The following is a 15,729-nucleotide window of genomic DNA, read 5'->3' as shown; positions in this document are numbered from 1 at the left end:
GCTCCTTAAGCTTATTAATATCTAATTCCAGCAGTTTGTGCCGTTGGCGTTAGTTGCTGTTTTTGTAAGCTCATGGTTAATAGCTAAGAAGGCACAATCAGTATCACCTGCCTGCTGGTTTTTTGGCGTGGCGGTTAAGGTAAAGTCAACCGTCGCTTTTGATGAGCTGGTTTCAATCTCATAATACTTATTTTCAGTAAGGAGCTTGTCTGGCCCATCTCCTAACAAGGCATTTAAACCGGAAGCATATTTATGATGATCCAGGTAATACATCTCCTGACGATTGGCTAAATCAATCAGCTTGGCCTGCGCTTCACTGCGCCTGCTATCCTGCACGTAACTTACGTAACTCGGGTAAGCCACACCAACCAGTATGCCCAGAATTGCTATGGTCACTAATAGTTCAATTAAGGTAAATCCATTTTTCTTCATCACTGTCTCTTCTTAATTAATTATGTTCTGCTATTTTTCTTTAAAATAGCTGTAAATTCTCCTAGGCATCATATCGGTATTTGTATCAACAGTGCCAGTGAAAACTTTCTCTTCTTCTTGAGTTTCTTCATTAAACACTGTTATTTCATCACCTTGGCCAACACCCAGCAGGCGGATCACACTGTCTTCCTGTTCATCTTCACCGGCATGAATTACCAGCGAATCAGGCACACGAGAGCCGATATCTTTTTTCGCTACAGCCACTCCCTGCTCATTGCTGAACCTTTTCTCGCCAGAATGTAAATCAACGGCATATAACCAGCCAGTACCTAAGTCCCCTACCCCGCAGCCGATATTTACCGTTGAATTAGGTACAAAGGAGGTGAAGTAAACCGTGCCTTCTAATACAGCGGCCTGGCCCAGAGATTTCTCTCCAGCTGAAGTTAACTGATACTTCCAGCCTTTATAGCCGCTCATATCAGCAAAAACATTAAGGATCTGCGAACCGTCGTAGCTTCCAACAGGATCATCAGTAATATCAAAAAGCTGAGAATTTAAAATTGACGTTGGTTTATCGGGAAAACCTGTAACGCCGAATAAAGTAGGATTAATATTATAATCACGCACAGAGAAGAAACTGTCATCTACATCAGTACTAGATGCAGGGTGAGCTCTATCGCCCGAACCAAGCAGTATACCGTCATAGGGAACCTTGCTGTAAGTGAAAACGCCCTCATCACTTTTGGTTACATGATTTTCATAAGTACGCACAACAACAGGAGTAACGAAAAAACGCCGGTCTGTACTTGCCGTATCACCGCCCAGGACCGCCAGTTTAATAGTGGACCACTTACTGGTATCCGTTCCCGCAAAGTCCATACGCCATAGATTTCCCCCGGTATCTCCGGTATACAAGCGGTCAATATAACCATCACCATCTCCGTCTAACAAGCTGACCTGGCTGGGAATGCTGTCGCGAATACAGTGTTTATCATCTTCCGCACAGCTGGAACCGTCAACCGACCAGATTTTTTCTCCGCTTACAGCATTAACAATATACACAGCGCGGCCGCTTACATCATTACAGGTTTCACTATCAGAGGGTATACAGGTATCTTTATTGGTATCGTAACCGCCGCCAAATACTAAACCGGGCTCAACCTTTTCTTCACTTCCCACTTTATAAGCAAAAGTACCAATGCTCGGCATCGACCAGGTTTGTGCCAGCTCAGAGAAACCAGAAGTGGCGGCATCAATTTTCCAGGCAAGTTTAGGCACATCATGATTAGTAATATCTACGGCATAATAACTGCCGCCGCCGCGGCGCATACCAACGATTGCAATAATTTTCTGCAGCGAGCCAGAGTCATAAATTTTAATAGCAATGGGTGACAGATCCATTCCATACTGGTGTTCGCTTGAAGCAGGCGCATCGCGCAGCGATAAGCCGAATGGTAATAATTCCGCAGGAATAAACGCCCAGTTTTCTGTGATGGTATCATCCGTCTGATCCAGTTCATCATTAGTATTGTCAGTAAACATATGTAAGAAACCGGCATTGGTTCCCACCAGCAGACGAACTACCTGCTTGCCGTTTTCGATATAGGTAATAGCAAGCGGTTTCGAGTGCAGCGGATCTGCAAATATATCGCTGCGGTAATCAGTCACTGAGCTGTCGCCATTGTCATCATCGACATCCAGACCTGTTAACCAGTTTAATGACCCCGTTAAATCACTTTCAGCAATACTTAATTCTGAAGCAACTTCAGCGGCGGTTGTGACTCCGTAATAAGCTTTTAGATTATCCAGGGTCGGCGCTTTTAATGTATCAGCGTTGATATTGCTTAATATAGTGCGGGAAGTTACCTCAGCAAGCATAGCGGCAACACCGCCTTCGGAAACAGCATTACCATCCTCAATCTCATCAGCAGCGCCCCAGTAGGTAGAAGCATTGTCTTTAATATTACCGTCCGAATTAATAGCGGCCGCACCAAAGCGGTCCACTAATATACCCGATGCATTCATAGTTAATTTTTTAATATTTCCCTGCCAGACGGGTAAATTGCTCGGCATAAACATAGAGTAATAAACGGAATCTAAACTACGGGTTCTATCGAAATTATTATTTGCAATCGCAGGCGAAGATAAACTGGAAGAGCTGTTTAAAATATCCAGAATAGTTGCCTGAAACGCCTTTTGCAGTGCGGTAGAGCTAGTGGCGGGATAATACTCACCGCCCCCCCTTTCTGCAGTTTCTCTTAACAGTCTACCAGCAGCATCAACCGCACTCTGACCAAAACCAATGGTATAAGTGGTAATATGCTGTGCACCGTTATCCGCATCGTCGTCGATATCAAAATTATTCATCCACTCCGACAACGTCGGCATATAACTGTTTTCTATTGATCCATTTCCAGTCAGGGTATTAATTAAGCTGTTGGCGGCCCCGTCATTGGTAGGTTCACCATCGGTCATTAATATAATGTAGGCTCTTTCCTGGCAGGCTTTAAAAGGTGATATATAAACACTGCTCTCTTCTGCTGAGGTATCCCGTGCAGGTGTTGAATATGAATCATCATTGCCGTAATAAACCCCCTTACCGGCATAATAACGGTAAGCTTCATACAGGCTTTCACAAAGAGGTGTCCAGCCGTCAGCATTTAAATTTAAAACTTGATTAATAAGCGTCTGCGTTTGCGCTGCATCACGTGTTTTTACTTTACTAATAATCCGTCCGCCATTCTTGTCATCACTGCTGTTGCCGCTGTTACGATTAAACACTTCCAAGCCGAAATCAACGGAAGGCGTACTTTCAATTAAACTTTCAATCGCTTCTTTAGCAATTAATAAACGGCTTTTACTGACGACACCAACCGTGTTATACCAATAGATATAGTTGGCTGAAAACAGGGTTACCGCATCACTACCGGAAAACACATTGTTAACCGTTGAAATATAAGGACCTGAACGGCCGTCTTTCGGAAAACCTGGATTTGTTGGAGTTGCCGGGTTGGCTGGTTCCGCATTTAATACGTCCTCTTTACACTCAAAATAAGTACCGCTATTACCTGACAAGGTTTTCCAGCGGGAACGTGAGCTTCTGCGCTTATTCGGGACCCAGCGTCTGACATTACCGTTATATAATCCTGCAGAGCTAAGCAGCGCTAAAGATGCCTGACAATTATTCTTTGTGGTTAAAAAATACTGACTGCTGCCTGTGCCCGGGGTATCACCACCTTCCCGCGTCCAGTAAATTTTATTAGCATTGCTGCCGGCGCCGTAATCACGCGCCGGATCATAAGCTTCCTTAATTACCTCTTCGGAGCTTCTCATACTGCCCGAAGTATCAAAAATAATAAGCACCTGCGGACGTATACCGTTCTGCGCACTGACATCTGAAACAAATAGTTCTGTATCATCGGCTAAGAGGATCGAACAAAATGAACATAAGATCCCGATTAATAATCGTTTAATTAACATAATTTATTACTCCATCTGCCTTATACGACAACTATCCTTTGTCTATCGACATCATTTTCTAGATGCTTATTTATAACTTTATATAACTAGGCTGCGCGTTATCCAGCAGCCCGGTTATTCCACAATAATCGGCTGTTCGACTCCAACTCCCAGCTCATTAGCAGCCCATTTAGAGCCGTCAGCTCTTTCTCTTCCGTAACGGTGTATAAAGCTGACCTCTAAGTATTTACACTTAAAATTACTGCCGCTCGCCTTCATTCTGCGCTTACAGTTAATCTCTCCGTTTAAATCCACTGTAGCGTTCACTTCATCGGAACTGAACGTAGTTTCCTTTGTCGCCTGAGCAAATGACTGCGCACTGCTGGAGCGGTGCAGAATATCCATCACAGCATTATTTAATAAAATATTCGACTCTCCCTGCATAACCCGCGCATCTGTCATTTTTAAACTAAGAAAAGTATTACTCATCACTAATACACCTAATACCAGCAGTAAAGGTAATATCAGCATAGCGATAAACAGAGCTATGCCTTTTTGTTTATGTAAACTAGTCATCAACTGATACCACGCTGTTTTGAAAAATTATAACGGTTGAAGCAATTTCTCGTTTATAACCGTCACCTGGGGCAATGAAAGGGTAATCACCAAGCTGATAGGTGCTGTTGTTTATATAATTAGGTGTTGTTTCTAAGGATCTGACTAATAAAGATATTTTCATACCTATCACCCGCCCTGTATCCCAGTCATTAGGCGTCACCAGTGAAGCTGGGACAAATGAATGCACCGCCCCGTCTCTGTCACTGGCTATCAGCTCATCCAGAGCAAACATAAACTGCATGTTTTCAATTCCCTCTACAAGCACCTCTTCACGCACCATCTTATCTTTTTCAAGGCTCAAACGGCGCAGACGAGGGATGCCGTCTTCACTGTCTAAATAATAAACATGATGAATATAACGCCATACAGGGCTAACTGTAGAGTTGGTTAACGCACTGGCATCTCCCTGGTAAACCGTCAAACTGGTTGTATCAATATCAAGATAATAACGCTTGGCAATATAACCACTGGTTTGTGACTGCCCCATAACACGTTTCATGGAAATATAATCACTGCCGGCTATAAGACTGGTATCACTGTCCCCGTCATCAAGACAGTCCATCTGCAGGCTGCCGATGGAAGCAGGAACTGTTGCAGCCCATAGAGCACGATATTTATTTGCAGAAGGAAATGAACCGCTCGAAATGTCATCCAGACAATCTAAGCTGGATGCAATAGAAGCACCGTTAAGATCCCACAAGCTCTTATTTTCGCCGGTTGCCTGTGAAAAAAAGTAAGCTTGTTTTAAATCACGAGTTAACAGCTGCAGAGCAAAGGAGGCATTTTCCTGGCGCTCCCCTCCGCCTACAGCTTCGGAGGTTGCCCGCTGACTAGATATAAAAACACTTAATAATCCGGCTGTTAAAAACAGAGCCAGCATGATCGCAATCATCCATTCAACAATCGAAAATCCATGCTGCTTAGTTTTAAAATGCCCATGGAAGTTAATCATGATGATTTACTTATTTTGCTTTGAGCTGTTAACTGGCGGCGGGAGGAAGAAGCTGTACCGCACTTAGCAAATATGCTCAGTGCATCAGCATCAGAGGCTGCATCTTTGCTTTTTATTGTTGAATACCAGCTTAAAACAATCTGACTTACGATTAAATTATCCTCTTCTGTCACTTCTATACATGCGTCCGCATCAATCAGACCATGTTCAGCGGTGCTGCTGTCGATTTCTGCGCCAAGAAACTTCTGCTTCCATTCATAAAGATCATTGTTTTTTATATCTGCACCGCTGCAGTCAATAAAAGCCCCGCCGGAGCCAACACAGCTCGGTACAGATAATTCAGCATCCATTAAACTGGCTACGGCATAATTATTACCATCTTCCTGAAGCCACACACGATTCAGCTGCATACGTTCGCTGATATCGGTAATGAGTGAATTGGCAAGAGTGCGCTGCTGAATTTCTATATTGGATTTAACGGCAGTGGACTGCATACCGGCAAGGCCTAACAAGCCCAGAGCAAGAATAAAGCTGGTGATCATAATTTCAATTAAACTAAAACCATGCATTTTCATAAACCAGTCCATTGCTGAATAAAATAAACACTCCCAGAAAATAAGTATAGCCCCTACTGGAGAGTTGAAATCAACAAAAGAATAAACTGGCGTAAAGAAAGGCATAAAGCGCATAAAAGAGTAGAGATTGACTCTGGTAAATAATCGCCTTTTTCAGAAAAATAGTTACAACGAAAATAAACACATGCTATTCAAATGGTTACGAATTTGAGCCTGTTTTTTATAAAACATGAAAAATAAAGATATTTTTTCCTTTTTAATGTGTAGTTGTTAGCAAATATAACCTTCAGCGTAAGCTAGCTTGAATAAAAGATTTAAAATAGAAATTTCATTAATAAAGCATGCTTTGAATCATCAAAAAATGCATTTAATAAAAGAAAAGAGTGAATCATTACAATATAATAGCGCTTGAATTTATTAGCTCATGGAGAAGAGATGCGTTCAAGTAAAGGTTTTACATTATTAGAAGTCTTGATAGTCATTGCCATTATCAGCATAGTTATCGCTATTGCCCTGCCCAGCATGCAGGCGTCAACACAGAGAAATCGTGTAGATACTGCAATCGCACAGATACAAAAAAATCTGACTTTTGCCCGCAACCATTCACAGAACTATCTTAAATATGTAACAGTCTGTCCTCTGAATAATGCCAATAAATGCACATCGGACTGGAAAATCGGACTGGATATTTTTATTGATGCCGACAAAAACTTAGAGTTCAACGGCGATGATGATGATATAAAACTGAAATCAGGACTGCCCTTTAATGCTCAAGATACAATTGTTTTTACCTCCCCTTTAACAGCTTTAACTTTTAGACCAGACGGACAAGCCACAGTATCAGCAGCACCTGGAACAGAAATATTATTTCGTTACTGCAGCGGTGAACAGCGAAGTGGGCTAAAGGTAGAAAACAGTGGTATTACAAGTATTGTTGAGGCAGCAAACTGCAGCTGATTTATAACTCAAAGCACTTAAAAAATTGTCTTTTCAAGTGCTTTAAAGCAGAAATAAACAGCAGTTAAACTGTCTTAAATAAGGTTAAAATGGCGTGATCTTTTCTAACCTCATTGCTTTTCTATTCCTAAAGTCTGCTTTGGCATCAACACACTCAACAACTTTTTCAACCCTCAAAAAACTAACACCGTCCTCAAGAAAAAATTTACTCCCTTTAATGTTTTCAATAAAAGTCTCCTTATCTTCTTTTTGATAAACAAACCCTCTAACATGATAACTCTTGTCCTCCAGCTGCACATAACACTTCAAGTATTTCCTTGGTGCCTGTTCCTGCTCATTTATAGGTGAAGGGAGCTTTTGGGGCATCTGCTGCTGCTGCGCATTTACCGGGAAAGCCCCCCCAAAAAAACACAGTAACAAGATAGTTAATAATCCTTTATTCATTTCAAATCCTTAGCAGCTTAATATTGATCACATTACGATACTCATTTATATTTTTCTACACCACAACCTATTCCCACAGTGGTTCTTCGAAGTAACTATAAATGCGCCTCGGCATCATATTGGTATTGGTATCAATCGTCCCAGAGTTAATCGTTTCACTTTCATCTTCGGGCGTACTTGCATCATCAACAATAGTAATTTCATCGCCCTGTCCAACCCCTAATAAACGGATCACATTATTCCCGACTTCATTAACACCGGAATGAATCACCAGTGCATCAGGAATTCGTGCTCCTATCGCCATTTTCTCCTGTGTCACACCATCTTTCTGCAGCTGGTTTGCACCGGAATGAATATTAACCGCATATAACCAGCCTTGACCAAAATTACTATTACCACAGGTAGTTGGTAAAGAATTTGGCGTAAAAGAGGTAAAATATATAGTTCCGTTGAGCAGAGAAGCTTTACCCAATGATTTTTCACCACTATTTTGATTAAATATATACTGCCATCCAGACGATTCTCCAATCGTCACCGCCTGTGTTGAGTCCCCCCTTAACTCGTGTAAAGCATCAGCCTTGATAGGTGTTGGCTTGGTGTCATCTTCAAACAGAGTAGGAGATATCTTATAATCATGAAGAAGATAAAATGCGTTGACCGTGGTTTTATTGCTAACCGGCTTAGCTCTATCACCTGATCCCATTAAAACTCCATCATAGGGGATATTAGTGCCTTTGTAAGTGCGAGCAATAACCGGCGCAGTAAAAAAACGTCGATCCGTTTCTGAAGTATCACCGCCTAACTCTGCCAGTTTTATATTTGTCCATTTACTCGTATCCGTTCCGACAAGGTCTGCCCGCCATACGTTACCCCCTGTATCACCGGCATAAATTCTGTCGATATTTTCATCACCGTCACTATCCATTACGGCAACCTCTGCCGGAATGCTGTCCTGTAAACTACTGTCATGTAAACAATGCTTGTCACCTGTAGGACAACTTCCTCCTACTAGAGACCAGACTCTATCTCCCGTAAGGGCATTAACAATATATATTGCCCTTCCTCTGCTGTCGTTACACGTTTCAATGCTATTTCCATCATCATTAGAGGAAGGAGTACAACTGTCTTTATTGGTGTCATAACCACCACCAAAAACAATAACAGGGGCAGTTTTCGTCTGTGTTCCATCTTTATAGGTTAATTTTCCAGAAACCGGCACAGACCATGTTTGTCCCAGCTCTTCAAAGCCGGATGTTGCAGTAACTCCCGTGGCCTGACCATTTATCTGCCACATAAAGCTGGGGGTCGCAGGGTTAGTAATATCCAAAGCATAATAACTTGAACCGCCTCGACGCATACCGACCACAGCAATTCTTTTCTCAAGAGCTCCATCTGCATCATATGTTTTTATCACCATAGGAGGAGAATCCATCCCATAGCTATGCTTGGCACCTGAAGTTGGTGCCGCATTTTTTAAAGCAATACCGTATTTTAATAATTGTTCAGGTATAAATGCCCAGTTTTCAGAAACCGTCTCACCTTCATCGGTAAACATATGCAGGAAACCGGCGTTAGTGCCAACCAATAAGCTGACAACTTCTTTATCTGGCTTATTAATTTCTTTCTTAATATAAGGAATTGCCAGAGGAGATGAATGCAGCGGATCAGAAAAAATATCATTACGATAATCATCTGTTGCACCGTCCTTATCAACATCAAGAACATCTTTCCCTAACAGCCAGTTGAGCGTTTCATCCAATTTATCTTCAGCAACAGCCAGCTCAGCAGCTAAGGCTGTAGATTTTTCTGCGTCTGTTCCGGTTAATTTATAATGGCTTACTAAGTTACTTTTTGAAGGCTCGCTCAAGGTAGCGACTGCCCCGCTGATATTACTTAAAATTGTCCGAGATGTGACCGTGCTAAGCATCGCTGTTACACCGCCCTGCTCAACTTTATCTCCATCAGAGATATTTCCCCAATAGGTCGAAGCATTGGTTTTAATATTACCATCGGCACCTATTGCAGCTTTATTATTCTTATCTCTGAGCACGCCTTTATTATCAAGCTTTAATTTTTTTATATTTCCCTGCCAGACCGGTTTATTGGTTGGTAAGAACATGGAAAAATAAATTGAATCCAGACTTCTGGTTTTGTCAAAGTTACTATTAGCAACCGCCGGAGAAGTAAGGCCCGAACTAGTGTTCAAAATCGTTAATATTGTCTCATCAAATGCGCTTTGCAGCTCAGAAGCACTTTTAGCAGGAAAGTATTTCCCTCCCCCTTGTTTTGCTGTTTCTGTTAATAACGTACCGGCACTATCAATTGCAGCCTGGCCAAAACCTATGGTATATGTGGTGATATTCTGCGCCCCGTTCAGAGAACTAACATCGTCATTATTCATCCACTTAGCCAAGGCTGGCATATAGCTTACTAAATCTCTATTGCGGCTATCTTGTCCATAAATAAAGCCCTCTGCAACACCTGCTAGCGTTTGAATCTCATCATCTGCATCTGCATCTTCATTCGGCTGCCCGTCGGTCATCAAAATAATAGAAGCGCTTTCCTGACATTCTTGAAATGGAGAGTTATAAACACCACTTGTTTCTGCTGACGAATCTTTGCCAGGTATGTCATTAGAGGCTAAATTTTTAGCATACTTGACAGAATTACCTGAATAATACAAATAAGACTCATACATAGTTTGAGTAAGAGGTGTAGCTGTATCCCCTATTAATCCGTCGATTAAAGCCGTAAACGACTCTATTGTTTCCTTTGTTGTTTCCTCATTTGCGTCCTCATTTTTTTTGTTCTGCTCAGCGCTGTATCTTTTCTGAACCTTACTGGCAATACGTCCGCCTCGGCCATGGTTAAAAATAGCAAGGCCAAAATCAACCGACGGTGTACCTTTAACCAAGCCTGTAATCGCTTCTTTAGCTATCGCTAAACGGCTTCTTCTTACCTCCTTTTCGTATTGATTCCAGTAAGCATAATCCGCAGAATATAAGGTAGCAGCACTATCATTTCCGAATAAATAGTTCTTTTGATTCGAATAAACTTGTGATGAATTTTTAGGATAACCATCTTTCCAATATTTATTCTCTGTTATGCTGTTAAGCACATCATCCTTACAATCAACAACACTTCCTCCCCCATATGCAAGACTGTACCACCGGTTATAGCCCCTTCCATAGAAAGCAACTAAATTACCACTGTATTTACCTGTATTAGTAAGCGGGCCCTCTGACGACTTACAATTATTAATGCTCCCCGAAAAACGGTAATCACGATTGTTAAAAGGCGGAATCCACCCTTTCCAACTTTCCAATCCGTAATAAATATCCGTTGAATCAGTATAATTTATCTTAGGATCAAAGGGAACTTTTGAAACTTCATTAGACTTCATACTGCCGGAGTTATCAAAAATAATTAAAACCTGAGGACGAATCGTCTTTTCACCAGATAGATCCGCAATAAACAGCTCAGTATCATCTGCCTGCACTGTACTGCTTAAGAAAAAAAAACTTGCTATAAGCACTCTATATAACATTGATATAATCCTTTATCCTGCTAAAACTTAATTTTTTCGTATAATCAAACTGCATTCTTATATACACAGTAGTAAATTCCATATACCTGCTAATGGGCAATATAGGGCTGTTCAACACCAACCCCCATCGCATTGCTTCCCCAATGAGTCTCATCTGCTCTTTCCCGACCGAATTTATGGACAAACTTAACTTCTAAATAGAGGCATTGAAAATCATTACCGCTGGCATTTTTGCTCCGTTTACAGGTTTTCCCAGTTTCATATTTTACTGGTGCAGTGTCATCTTTTACCGTTACCGTACCAACAGCATCGGAAAAACGTGCAGAAGAGAACTCTGCACCTGTTGTTGCAAGTGCAAAGGAGGCGGGGCTTTTAATTGATGCAAACATATCAGCCGCTGCAGCCGTTAATTTGATATTAGACTCATTGCGCACCACCCTTGCATCCACCATCTTCAAATCTACAGATGAATTCTCAACAAGCATCAGCCCAAGAACAACAAGCATAGGCAGGGTTATTAATACAAAAAAGAGTACCGCTCCCTTTTGTTTTTGAATATTAATCATTAATTAGAACTCATGTTATTAGAGAACATTAAAACACGCGACACCACTTCTCTTTTATAAGCATCGCCGCCGGCCGGGTGAGAAAAGCTACCAAGCTGATAAGTTTCATTATCCTTTCGGCCTGCTATTTTTTCTTTGGAACGTACCAGTAAAAATATTTTTATGCCCACTACACGCCCTGAATCCCAGTCATCGCTTGTAACCGCAGTACTGTTCACGAAATCATGGGCTGCACCGTCACGCAGCGCAACAGACAATTTATCCAGTGCAAACATAAACTTCATGTTTTCAATGCCTTCAGCTATGATTTCATCTGCGACCATCTTGCCCTTCTGGAGATTTATTCGACGCAGACGAGGCATATCACCAACACGATCCAAGTAGTAAACATGATGGATATACTCCCATAAATGCTTATTTGTCGTCACATCCTTGCCTAAATAGGCCTGTATTCCTAATGGTGTTATTGACAGGTAATAACGATCGTCCTGATGAGGCGCGGTCTGATCTAAACCACGAGCCCGCTTTATAGAGATATAATCACTGTTGTCTACTAACTCCGTTTCCGTATCAGTATCTTTGATGCAAGTCATTGTTGGAGTAGCACCGCTGACAGTATCTGCCCACAAGGCTCGATAATTACCAGAGGCAGGAAAAGAACCATTAGATTCCTTATCAACACAATCATCAGTTATTGCAGGAAACGCAGGGGGGGTTAACCATAAACCGTTATTTTCCCCGGAAGCCTCTGCAAAAAAATAACTCTGCTTTAAATCCTGGCTTAGCGCCTGCAGAGCAAAAGCAGCATTTTCCTGTCGGTTACTGGCAGAAATTGTTTCTTTGGTGAGCGCTTTAGTGGCAACAAAGACACTCAGGATACCGCCCACTAAAAACAATGAAACAACCAGCACCACCATCAACTCAACAATGGTATAGCCTTTCTGTTTAATATGTAGGGAGTGAGCTCTATTGACTTGTAAATAAGTGAAATTACAAAGAGCTGTCATTATGCATTACCAATATAATACTTTGTACTAACCTGACGGCGCTTAGGGCTGTGAATGCCACATGCCTTTACCTCTGCCGGATCTGCTTGTTCCTTCCAAGTGATGGTAATATCAACAATACCATTTCCAACATCGAGAATGCATGCATCGGCATCGATCAAGCCCTGAGTAGAGCCTGCAACATGGGCAGTGTCCAGTTTCTGCTTCCATTCAAATAGATCGTTAGCCTTTATATCAGCGCCGTCACAATCACTCACAGCCCCATCTTTAGCACAATCCGGCTGCACATAGGTCTTACCTTTAACACTGCTGACAATGTAATTATTGGCACTTTTTGATAACCAGGTCCTGTTCATCTGCATACGTTCGGTAATATCAACCAGTAACGAGTCTGCAAGCGCACGCTGCTCTACTTCAACGAGTGATTTAATGGCAACAGACTGCATGCCGGCCAAACTTAAACAGCCGATAGCAAAAATAAAGCAGCTGACCATTATTTCAATCAGGCTGAATCCCTTTTCTTTCATAAAACATCCTTGTCCATCAATAATTATTGACAGCGAAATTTAATATAAATCTGTAAATACAGGTTAAATTGGTACTGATAAAAACAGAAACGAGATGCGGATGAAAAATCCTTTTCACATCACGGTCAAACAGTAGATGACAAATATATTCGATTTTTATCAGATATAAAACCAATAATATCGAGTAACTTATCTAATTTTTATGTTACACATCATACTTTACTTAATTAGCGGCGAAAAAACGAGCGCTTTCTTTGTGGGTAATTACAAAGCATAGAATAACAGCGGAATACTTAATCGCTCAATGACAGCTGAAGAAGTTAATAATAACTTGTTCAACTCATTATAACCCGCAGCAGCAGTTTGTTATCTAACTAACTGATTAATTTAATAGATATTGAAATATAAAAAGAAGCATCGACACATCCTATTACGACCGCTGGACAAGAATAATATTGGTAAAAGAACAGGGGGGAATAAGAGGGAAAATATTTTCAGCTAAAACAACAAGATAACTAAATTTATTTTTACGGGCGTTTGTAACACATTGAATCATATTAAAAGGGGCTTACTCAGCACAGTGAATAAGCCTCCTCCAGCATATGTTTATTTAAAAAATTGATATAAAATTTTCACGCGGTTATTTATCAGATCTTCTATAAATAAACGTCTGTTTCTTATATTGTTTTTAGTCGAGCTGCTTAACACGCAGTTCCGCCGGCACTTCAAAAACGGTATTTTCTTCTACACCAGGGTTCTCAATAACTAAACTTCCTCCCAGTTCTTTGAGCTTATCAACCACAGCCTGAACTAATACCTCCGGGGCAGATGCTCCAGCTGTCACCCCGACAGTATTTACATTTTCAAACCAGCCGGAATGAATATCTTTATCGCTGTCAATAAGATAAGCATTAACACCAACGCAGCTGGCTTTTTCACGCAGACGGTTTGAGTTTGATGAGTTAGTTGAACCGACCACTAAAACAAGATCCGCTTTTTGCGCCAGATCTTTTACTGAGTCCTGGCGGTTCTGTGTTGCATAACAGATATCATCTTTACGCGGCCCTTCAATCTCCGGGAATTTCTCACGCAGTGCACTGATAATGCTCGCAGTATCATCAACAGACAAAGTGGTCTGTGAGCTGTAACAGAGACTTTTCGCATTTTTAACCTGCAGTTCTACCACGTCCTCAGGTGACTCAACCAGATAAATACCACCAGCCGGATTATCATACTGACCCATAGTACCGATCACTTCCGGGTGGCCGTGATGGCCGATCAGAATACACTCCTGGCCGCGGCGACTTGCGCGCGTCACTTCCATATGCACCTTAGTTACTAACGGGCAGGTTGCATCAAAAACTTTTAATTCACGGCGCTTAGCTTCATTACGTACAGCCTGCGAAACGCCATGAGCACTGAAAATAACAATCTGATCATCGGGTACATCATCCAGCTCTTCCACAAAAACAGCACCACGAGCCTCTAAGCCGTCTACTACATACTGGTTATGCACTACCTCATGGCGAACATAAATCGGCGGCGTAAACAGATCTAAAGCACGCTCGACGATTGAAATCGCACGGTGTACTCCAGCACAAAAACCGCGCGGGTTAGCTAAAATTATTTGCATGGGTAACCTCTAAATTAAATACAGCTGTACGCTTTAGTTTAAAACTTCTAATACGTCGACTTCAAATGTTAATGTTTGTCCGGATAACGGGTGGTTAAAGTCCACCGTTACACTATCGGCAATAACTTCGCGGATAATACCGGGAATTTCACTGCCGTCCGGCTGAGTAAAACTGATAATCGTACCAACTTCTGCCGGCACATCACTGCTGAATTTGCTTAGTTCCAGATGATGGATATTATCCGGGTTAGGCAGACCAAATGCAGACTCCGGTGCAAGTGTAAACGTCTCGCTCTGACCTTCACTTAAGCCGACTAGACACTCTTCAAAACCAGGCGTTAAACTGCCGTCACCCATCACAAATTTTGCCGGTTTATTATCAACCTTAGTGCTGTCAACAGCCGAGCCGTCGGCTAGACGAATTGAGAAGTGCATCAGCACTTCACTGTTTTCTTTAATCGAACGGCTTTTAATCTCACTCATTTTCCTGCCCCTTATTCTCTGTCTCTGCTTTTGTTTCTGGAACAAAAATGGATTCTAAGATAATCATGGCTGCACCGATAAAAATTGCGATATCTGCAACATTAAAAGTCGGCCAGCGATAAAAGCCTAAATCAAAATCTAAGAAATCAACAACATAACCAAACATCAAGCGGTCCATTACATTACCGATCGCACCCGATAAAATCAGTGCATAAGCAATATTTGTCCAGCGCTGCATATGGCTGTTTTTTTTCAGCGAATAAATTAAGAATGCTGAAACAACAAAAGCAATAGTCGTAAACAGATACTTCTGCCAGCCGCCTGCATCACCTAAAAAGCTGAAAGCCGCCCCGTAATTTCGGGCATAAGTAAAATTAAAAAACGACAGCACTTGATAGGATTCATGTAAATCTAACGCCTGTACTGTCCAGTATTTCGTAACCTGATCCAGGATCAGCATAACAGCTGAAAGCCATAACCAGCGCAGTCCCGATTTTTCTATTATCTCAGTCATTTTTTATCTCAGTTA

14 protein-coding genes are annotated in these 15,729 nt (G+C 41.6%); 1 reads left to right on the top strand and 13 read right to left on the bottom strand.

All coding sequences use genetic code 11. The features are described 5' to 3' along the window. Window positions 1–21: 21 nt before the first annotated feature. From G337_RS0112420 to pilV (G337_RS27720), 5 genes are all read right to left on the bottom strand, one after another. On the bottom strand, window positions 22–432 hold the full coding sequence (locus tag G337_RS0112420) for a type IV pilin protein (RefSeq protein WP_028864177.1): 411 nt from the start codon (window positions 430–432) through the stop codon (window positions 22–24). A gap of 30 nt (window positions 433–462) precedes the next feature. After that, window positions 463–3,912: a pilus assembly protein gene (locus G337_RS0112415; RefSeq protein ID WP_028864176.1), complete on the bottom strand. Its 3,450-nt coding sequence runs from the start codon at window positions 3,910–3,912 to the stop codon at window positions 463–465. A gap of 114 nt (window positions 3,913–4,026) precedes the next feature. Then, on the bottom strand, window positions 4,027–4,467 hold the full coding sequence (locus tag G337_RS0112410; protein ID WP_028864175.1) for a hypothetical protein: 441 nt from the start codon (window positions 4,465–4,467) through the stop codon (window positions 4,027–4,029). Continuing rightward, complete coding sequence (locus G337_RS0112405) at window positions 4,460–5,461, bottom strand: PilW family protein (protein ID WP_028864174.1); 1,002 nt, start codon at window positions 5,459–5,461, stop codon at window positions 4,460–4,462. The genes G337_RS0112410 and G337_RS0112405 overlap by 8 nt, the downstream gene beginning before the upstream one ends. Continuing rightward, window positions 5,458–6,036 (bottom strand): type IV pilus modification protein PilV, encoded by a 579-nt coding sequence (pilV, locus tag G337_RS27720; RefSeq protein ID WP_169719626.1) that lies wholly within the window; start codon window positions 6,034–6,036, stop codon window positions 5,458–5,460. The genes G337_RS0112405 and pilV (G337_RS27720) overlap by 4 nt, the downstream gene beginning before the upstream one ends. A 435-nt stretch (window positions 6,037–6,471) precedes the next feature. On the opposite strand from pilV (G337_RS27720), the gene G337_RS29195 reads away from it, so the two are divergent. Further along, entirely contained in the window at window positions 6,472–6,993 is a 522-nt protein-coding gene (locus G337_RS29195) for a GspH/FimT family pseudopilin (RefSeq protein WP_051303217.1), read from the top strand. 84 nt (window positions 6,994–7,077) lie between these two features. Here G337_RS29195 and G337_RS0112390 read toward each other — a convergent pair whose 3' ends face one another. The 8 genes from G337_RS0112390 to lspA form a co-directional block, all read right to left on the bottom strand. After that, entirely contained in the window at window positions 7,078–7,437 is a 360-nt protein-coding gene (locus G337_RS0112390) for a TapY2 family type IVa secretion system protein (RefSeq protein WP_028864173.1), read from the bottom strand. A gap of 67 nt (window positions 7,438–7,504) precedes the next feature. Next, complete coding sequence (locus tag G337_RS0112385) at window positions 7,505–10,984, bottom strand: pilus assembly protein (protein ID WP_028864172.1); 3,480 nt, start codon at window positions 10,982–10,984, stop codon at window positions 7,505–7,507. Between the two features lie 89 nt (window positions 10,985–11,073). After that, window positions 11,074–11,550, bottom strand: coding sequence for a hypothetical protein (locus tag G337_RS0112380; protein ID WP_028864171.1), 477 nt, complete (start codon window positions 11,548–11,550; stop codon window positions 11,074–11,076). After that, the gene (locus tag G337_RS0112375; RefSeq protein WP_028864170.1) at window positions 11,550–12,557 is read right to left on the bottom strand and encodes a PilW family protein; all 1,008 of its coding nucleotides are present in this window, start codon (window positions 12,555–12,557) and stop codon (window positions 11,550–11,552) included. Before G337_RS0112375 ends, G337_RS0112380 begins: the two co-directional genes overlap by 1 nt. Next, window positions 12,557–13,084 (bottom strand): type IV pilus modification protein PilV, encoded by a 528-nt coding sequence (gene pilV / locus G337_RS27715; RefSeq protein WP_028864169.1) that lies wholly within the window; start codon window positions 13,082–13,084, stop codon window positions 12,557–12,559. The genes G337_RS0112375 and pilV (G337_RS27715) overlap by 1 nt, the downstream gene beginning before the upstream one ends. A 688-nt stretch (window positions 13,085–13,772) precedes the next feature. Continuing rightward, the gene (ispH, locus tag G337_RS0112365) at window positions 13,773–14,717 is read right to left on the bottom strand and encodes a 4-hydroxy-3-methylbut-2-enyl diphosphate reductase (RefSeq protein WP_028864168.1); all 945 of its coding nucleotides are present in this window, start codon (window positions 14,715–14,717) and stop codon (window positions 13,773–13,775) included. 33 nt (window positions 14,718–14,750) lie between these two features. Continuing rightward, a complete protein-coding gene (fkpB, locus tag G337_RS0112360; RefSeq protein WP_028864167.1) occupies window positions 14,751–15,200 on the bottom strand; it encodes an FKBP-type peptidyl-prolyl cis-trans isomerase in 450 nt (149 codons plus the stop codon). Further along, on the bottom strand, window positions 15,193–15,714 hold the full coding sequence (gene lspA, locus G337_RS0112355) for a signal peptidase II (protein WP_028864166.1): 522 nt from the start codon (window positions 15,712–15,714) through the stop codon (window positions 15,193–15,195). The genes fkpB and lspA overlap by 8 nt, the downstream gene beginning before the upstream one ends. Window positions 15,715–15,729 lie beyond the last annotated feature (15 nt).

This window comes from Psychromonas aquimarina ATCC BAA-1526, assembly GCF_000428725.1.
Taxonomy (GTDB): Bacteria; Pseudomonadota; Gammaproteobacteria; order Enterobacterales; family Psychromonadaceae; genus Psychromonas; species Psychromonas aquimarina.
The sequence above is the reverse complement of the archived record's forward strand: the minus strand, read 5'-3'. Positions and strand labels throughout refer to the sequence as shown.

What these genes read in the sequence shown, in the direction of transcription:
- G337_RS0112420 (WP_028864177.1), bottom strand. Translation starts at nt 432, where the DNA reads ATGAAGAAAAATGGATTTACCTTAATTGAACTATTAGTGACCATAGCA.
- G337_RS0112415 (WP_028864176.1), bottom strand. Translation starts at nt 3,912, where the DNA reads ATGTTAATTAAACGATTATTAATCGGGATCTTATGTTCATTTTGTTCG.
- G337_RS0112410 (WP_028864175.1), bottom strand. Translation starts at nt 4,467, where the DNA reads ATGACTAGTTTACATAAACAAAAAGGCATAGCTCTGTTTATCGCTATG.
- G337_RS0112405 (WP_028864174.1), bottom strand. Translation starts at nt 5,461, where the DNA reads ATGATTAACTTCCATGGGCATTTTAAAACTAAGCAGCATGGATTTTCG.
- pilV (WP_169719626.1), bottom strand. Translation starts at nt 6,036, where the DNA reads ATGAAAATGCATGGTTTTAGTTTAATTGAAATTATGATCACCAGCTTT.
- G337_RS29195 (WP_051303217.1), top strand. Translation starts at nt 6,472, where the DNA reads ATGCGTTCAAGTAAAGGTTTTACATTATTAGAAGTCTTGATAGTCATT.
- G337_RS0112390 (WP_028864173.1), bottom strand. Translation starts at nt 7,437, where the DNA reads ATGAATAAAGGATTATTAACTATCTTGTTACTGTGTTTTTTTGGGGGG.
- G337_RS0112385 (WP_028864172.1), bottom strand. Translation starts at nt 10,984, where the DNA reads ATGTTATATAGAGTGCTTATAGCAAGTTTTTTTTTCTTAAGCAGTACA.
- G337_RS0112380 (WP_028864171.1), bottom strand. Translation starts at nt 11,550, where the DNA reads ATGATTAATATTCAAAAACAAAAGGGAGCGGTACTCTTTTTTGTATTA.
- G337_RS0112375 (WP_028864170.1), bottom strand. Translation starts at nt 12,557, where the DNA reads ATGACAGCTCTTTGTAATTTCACTTATTTACAAGTCAATAGAGCTCAC.
- pilV (WP_028864169.1), bottom strand. Translation starts at nt 13,084, where the DNA reads ATGAAAGAAAAGGGATTCAGCCTGATTGAAATAATGGTCAGCTGCTTT.
- ispH (WP_028864168.1), bottom strand. Translation starts at nt 14,717, where the DNA reads ATGCAAATAATTTTAGCTAACCCGCGCGGTTTTTGTGCTGGAGTACAC.
- fkpB (WP_028864167.1), bottom strand. Translation starts at nt 15,200, where the DNA reads ATGAGTGAGATTAAAAGCCGTTCGATTAAAGAAAACAGTGAAGTGCTG.
- lspA (WP_028864166.1), bottom strand. Translation starts at nt 15,714, where the DNA reads ATGACTGAGATAATAGAAAAATCGGGACTGCGCTGGTTATGGCTTTCA.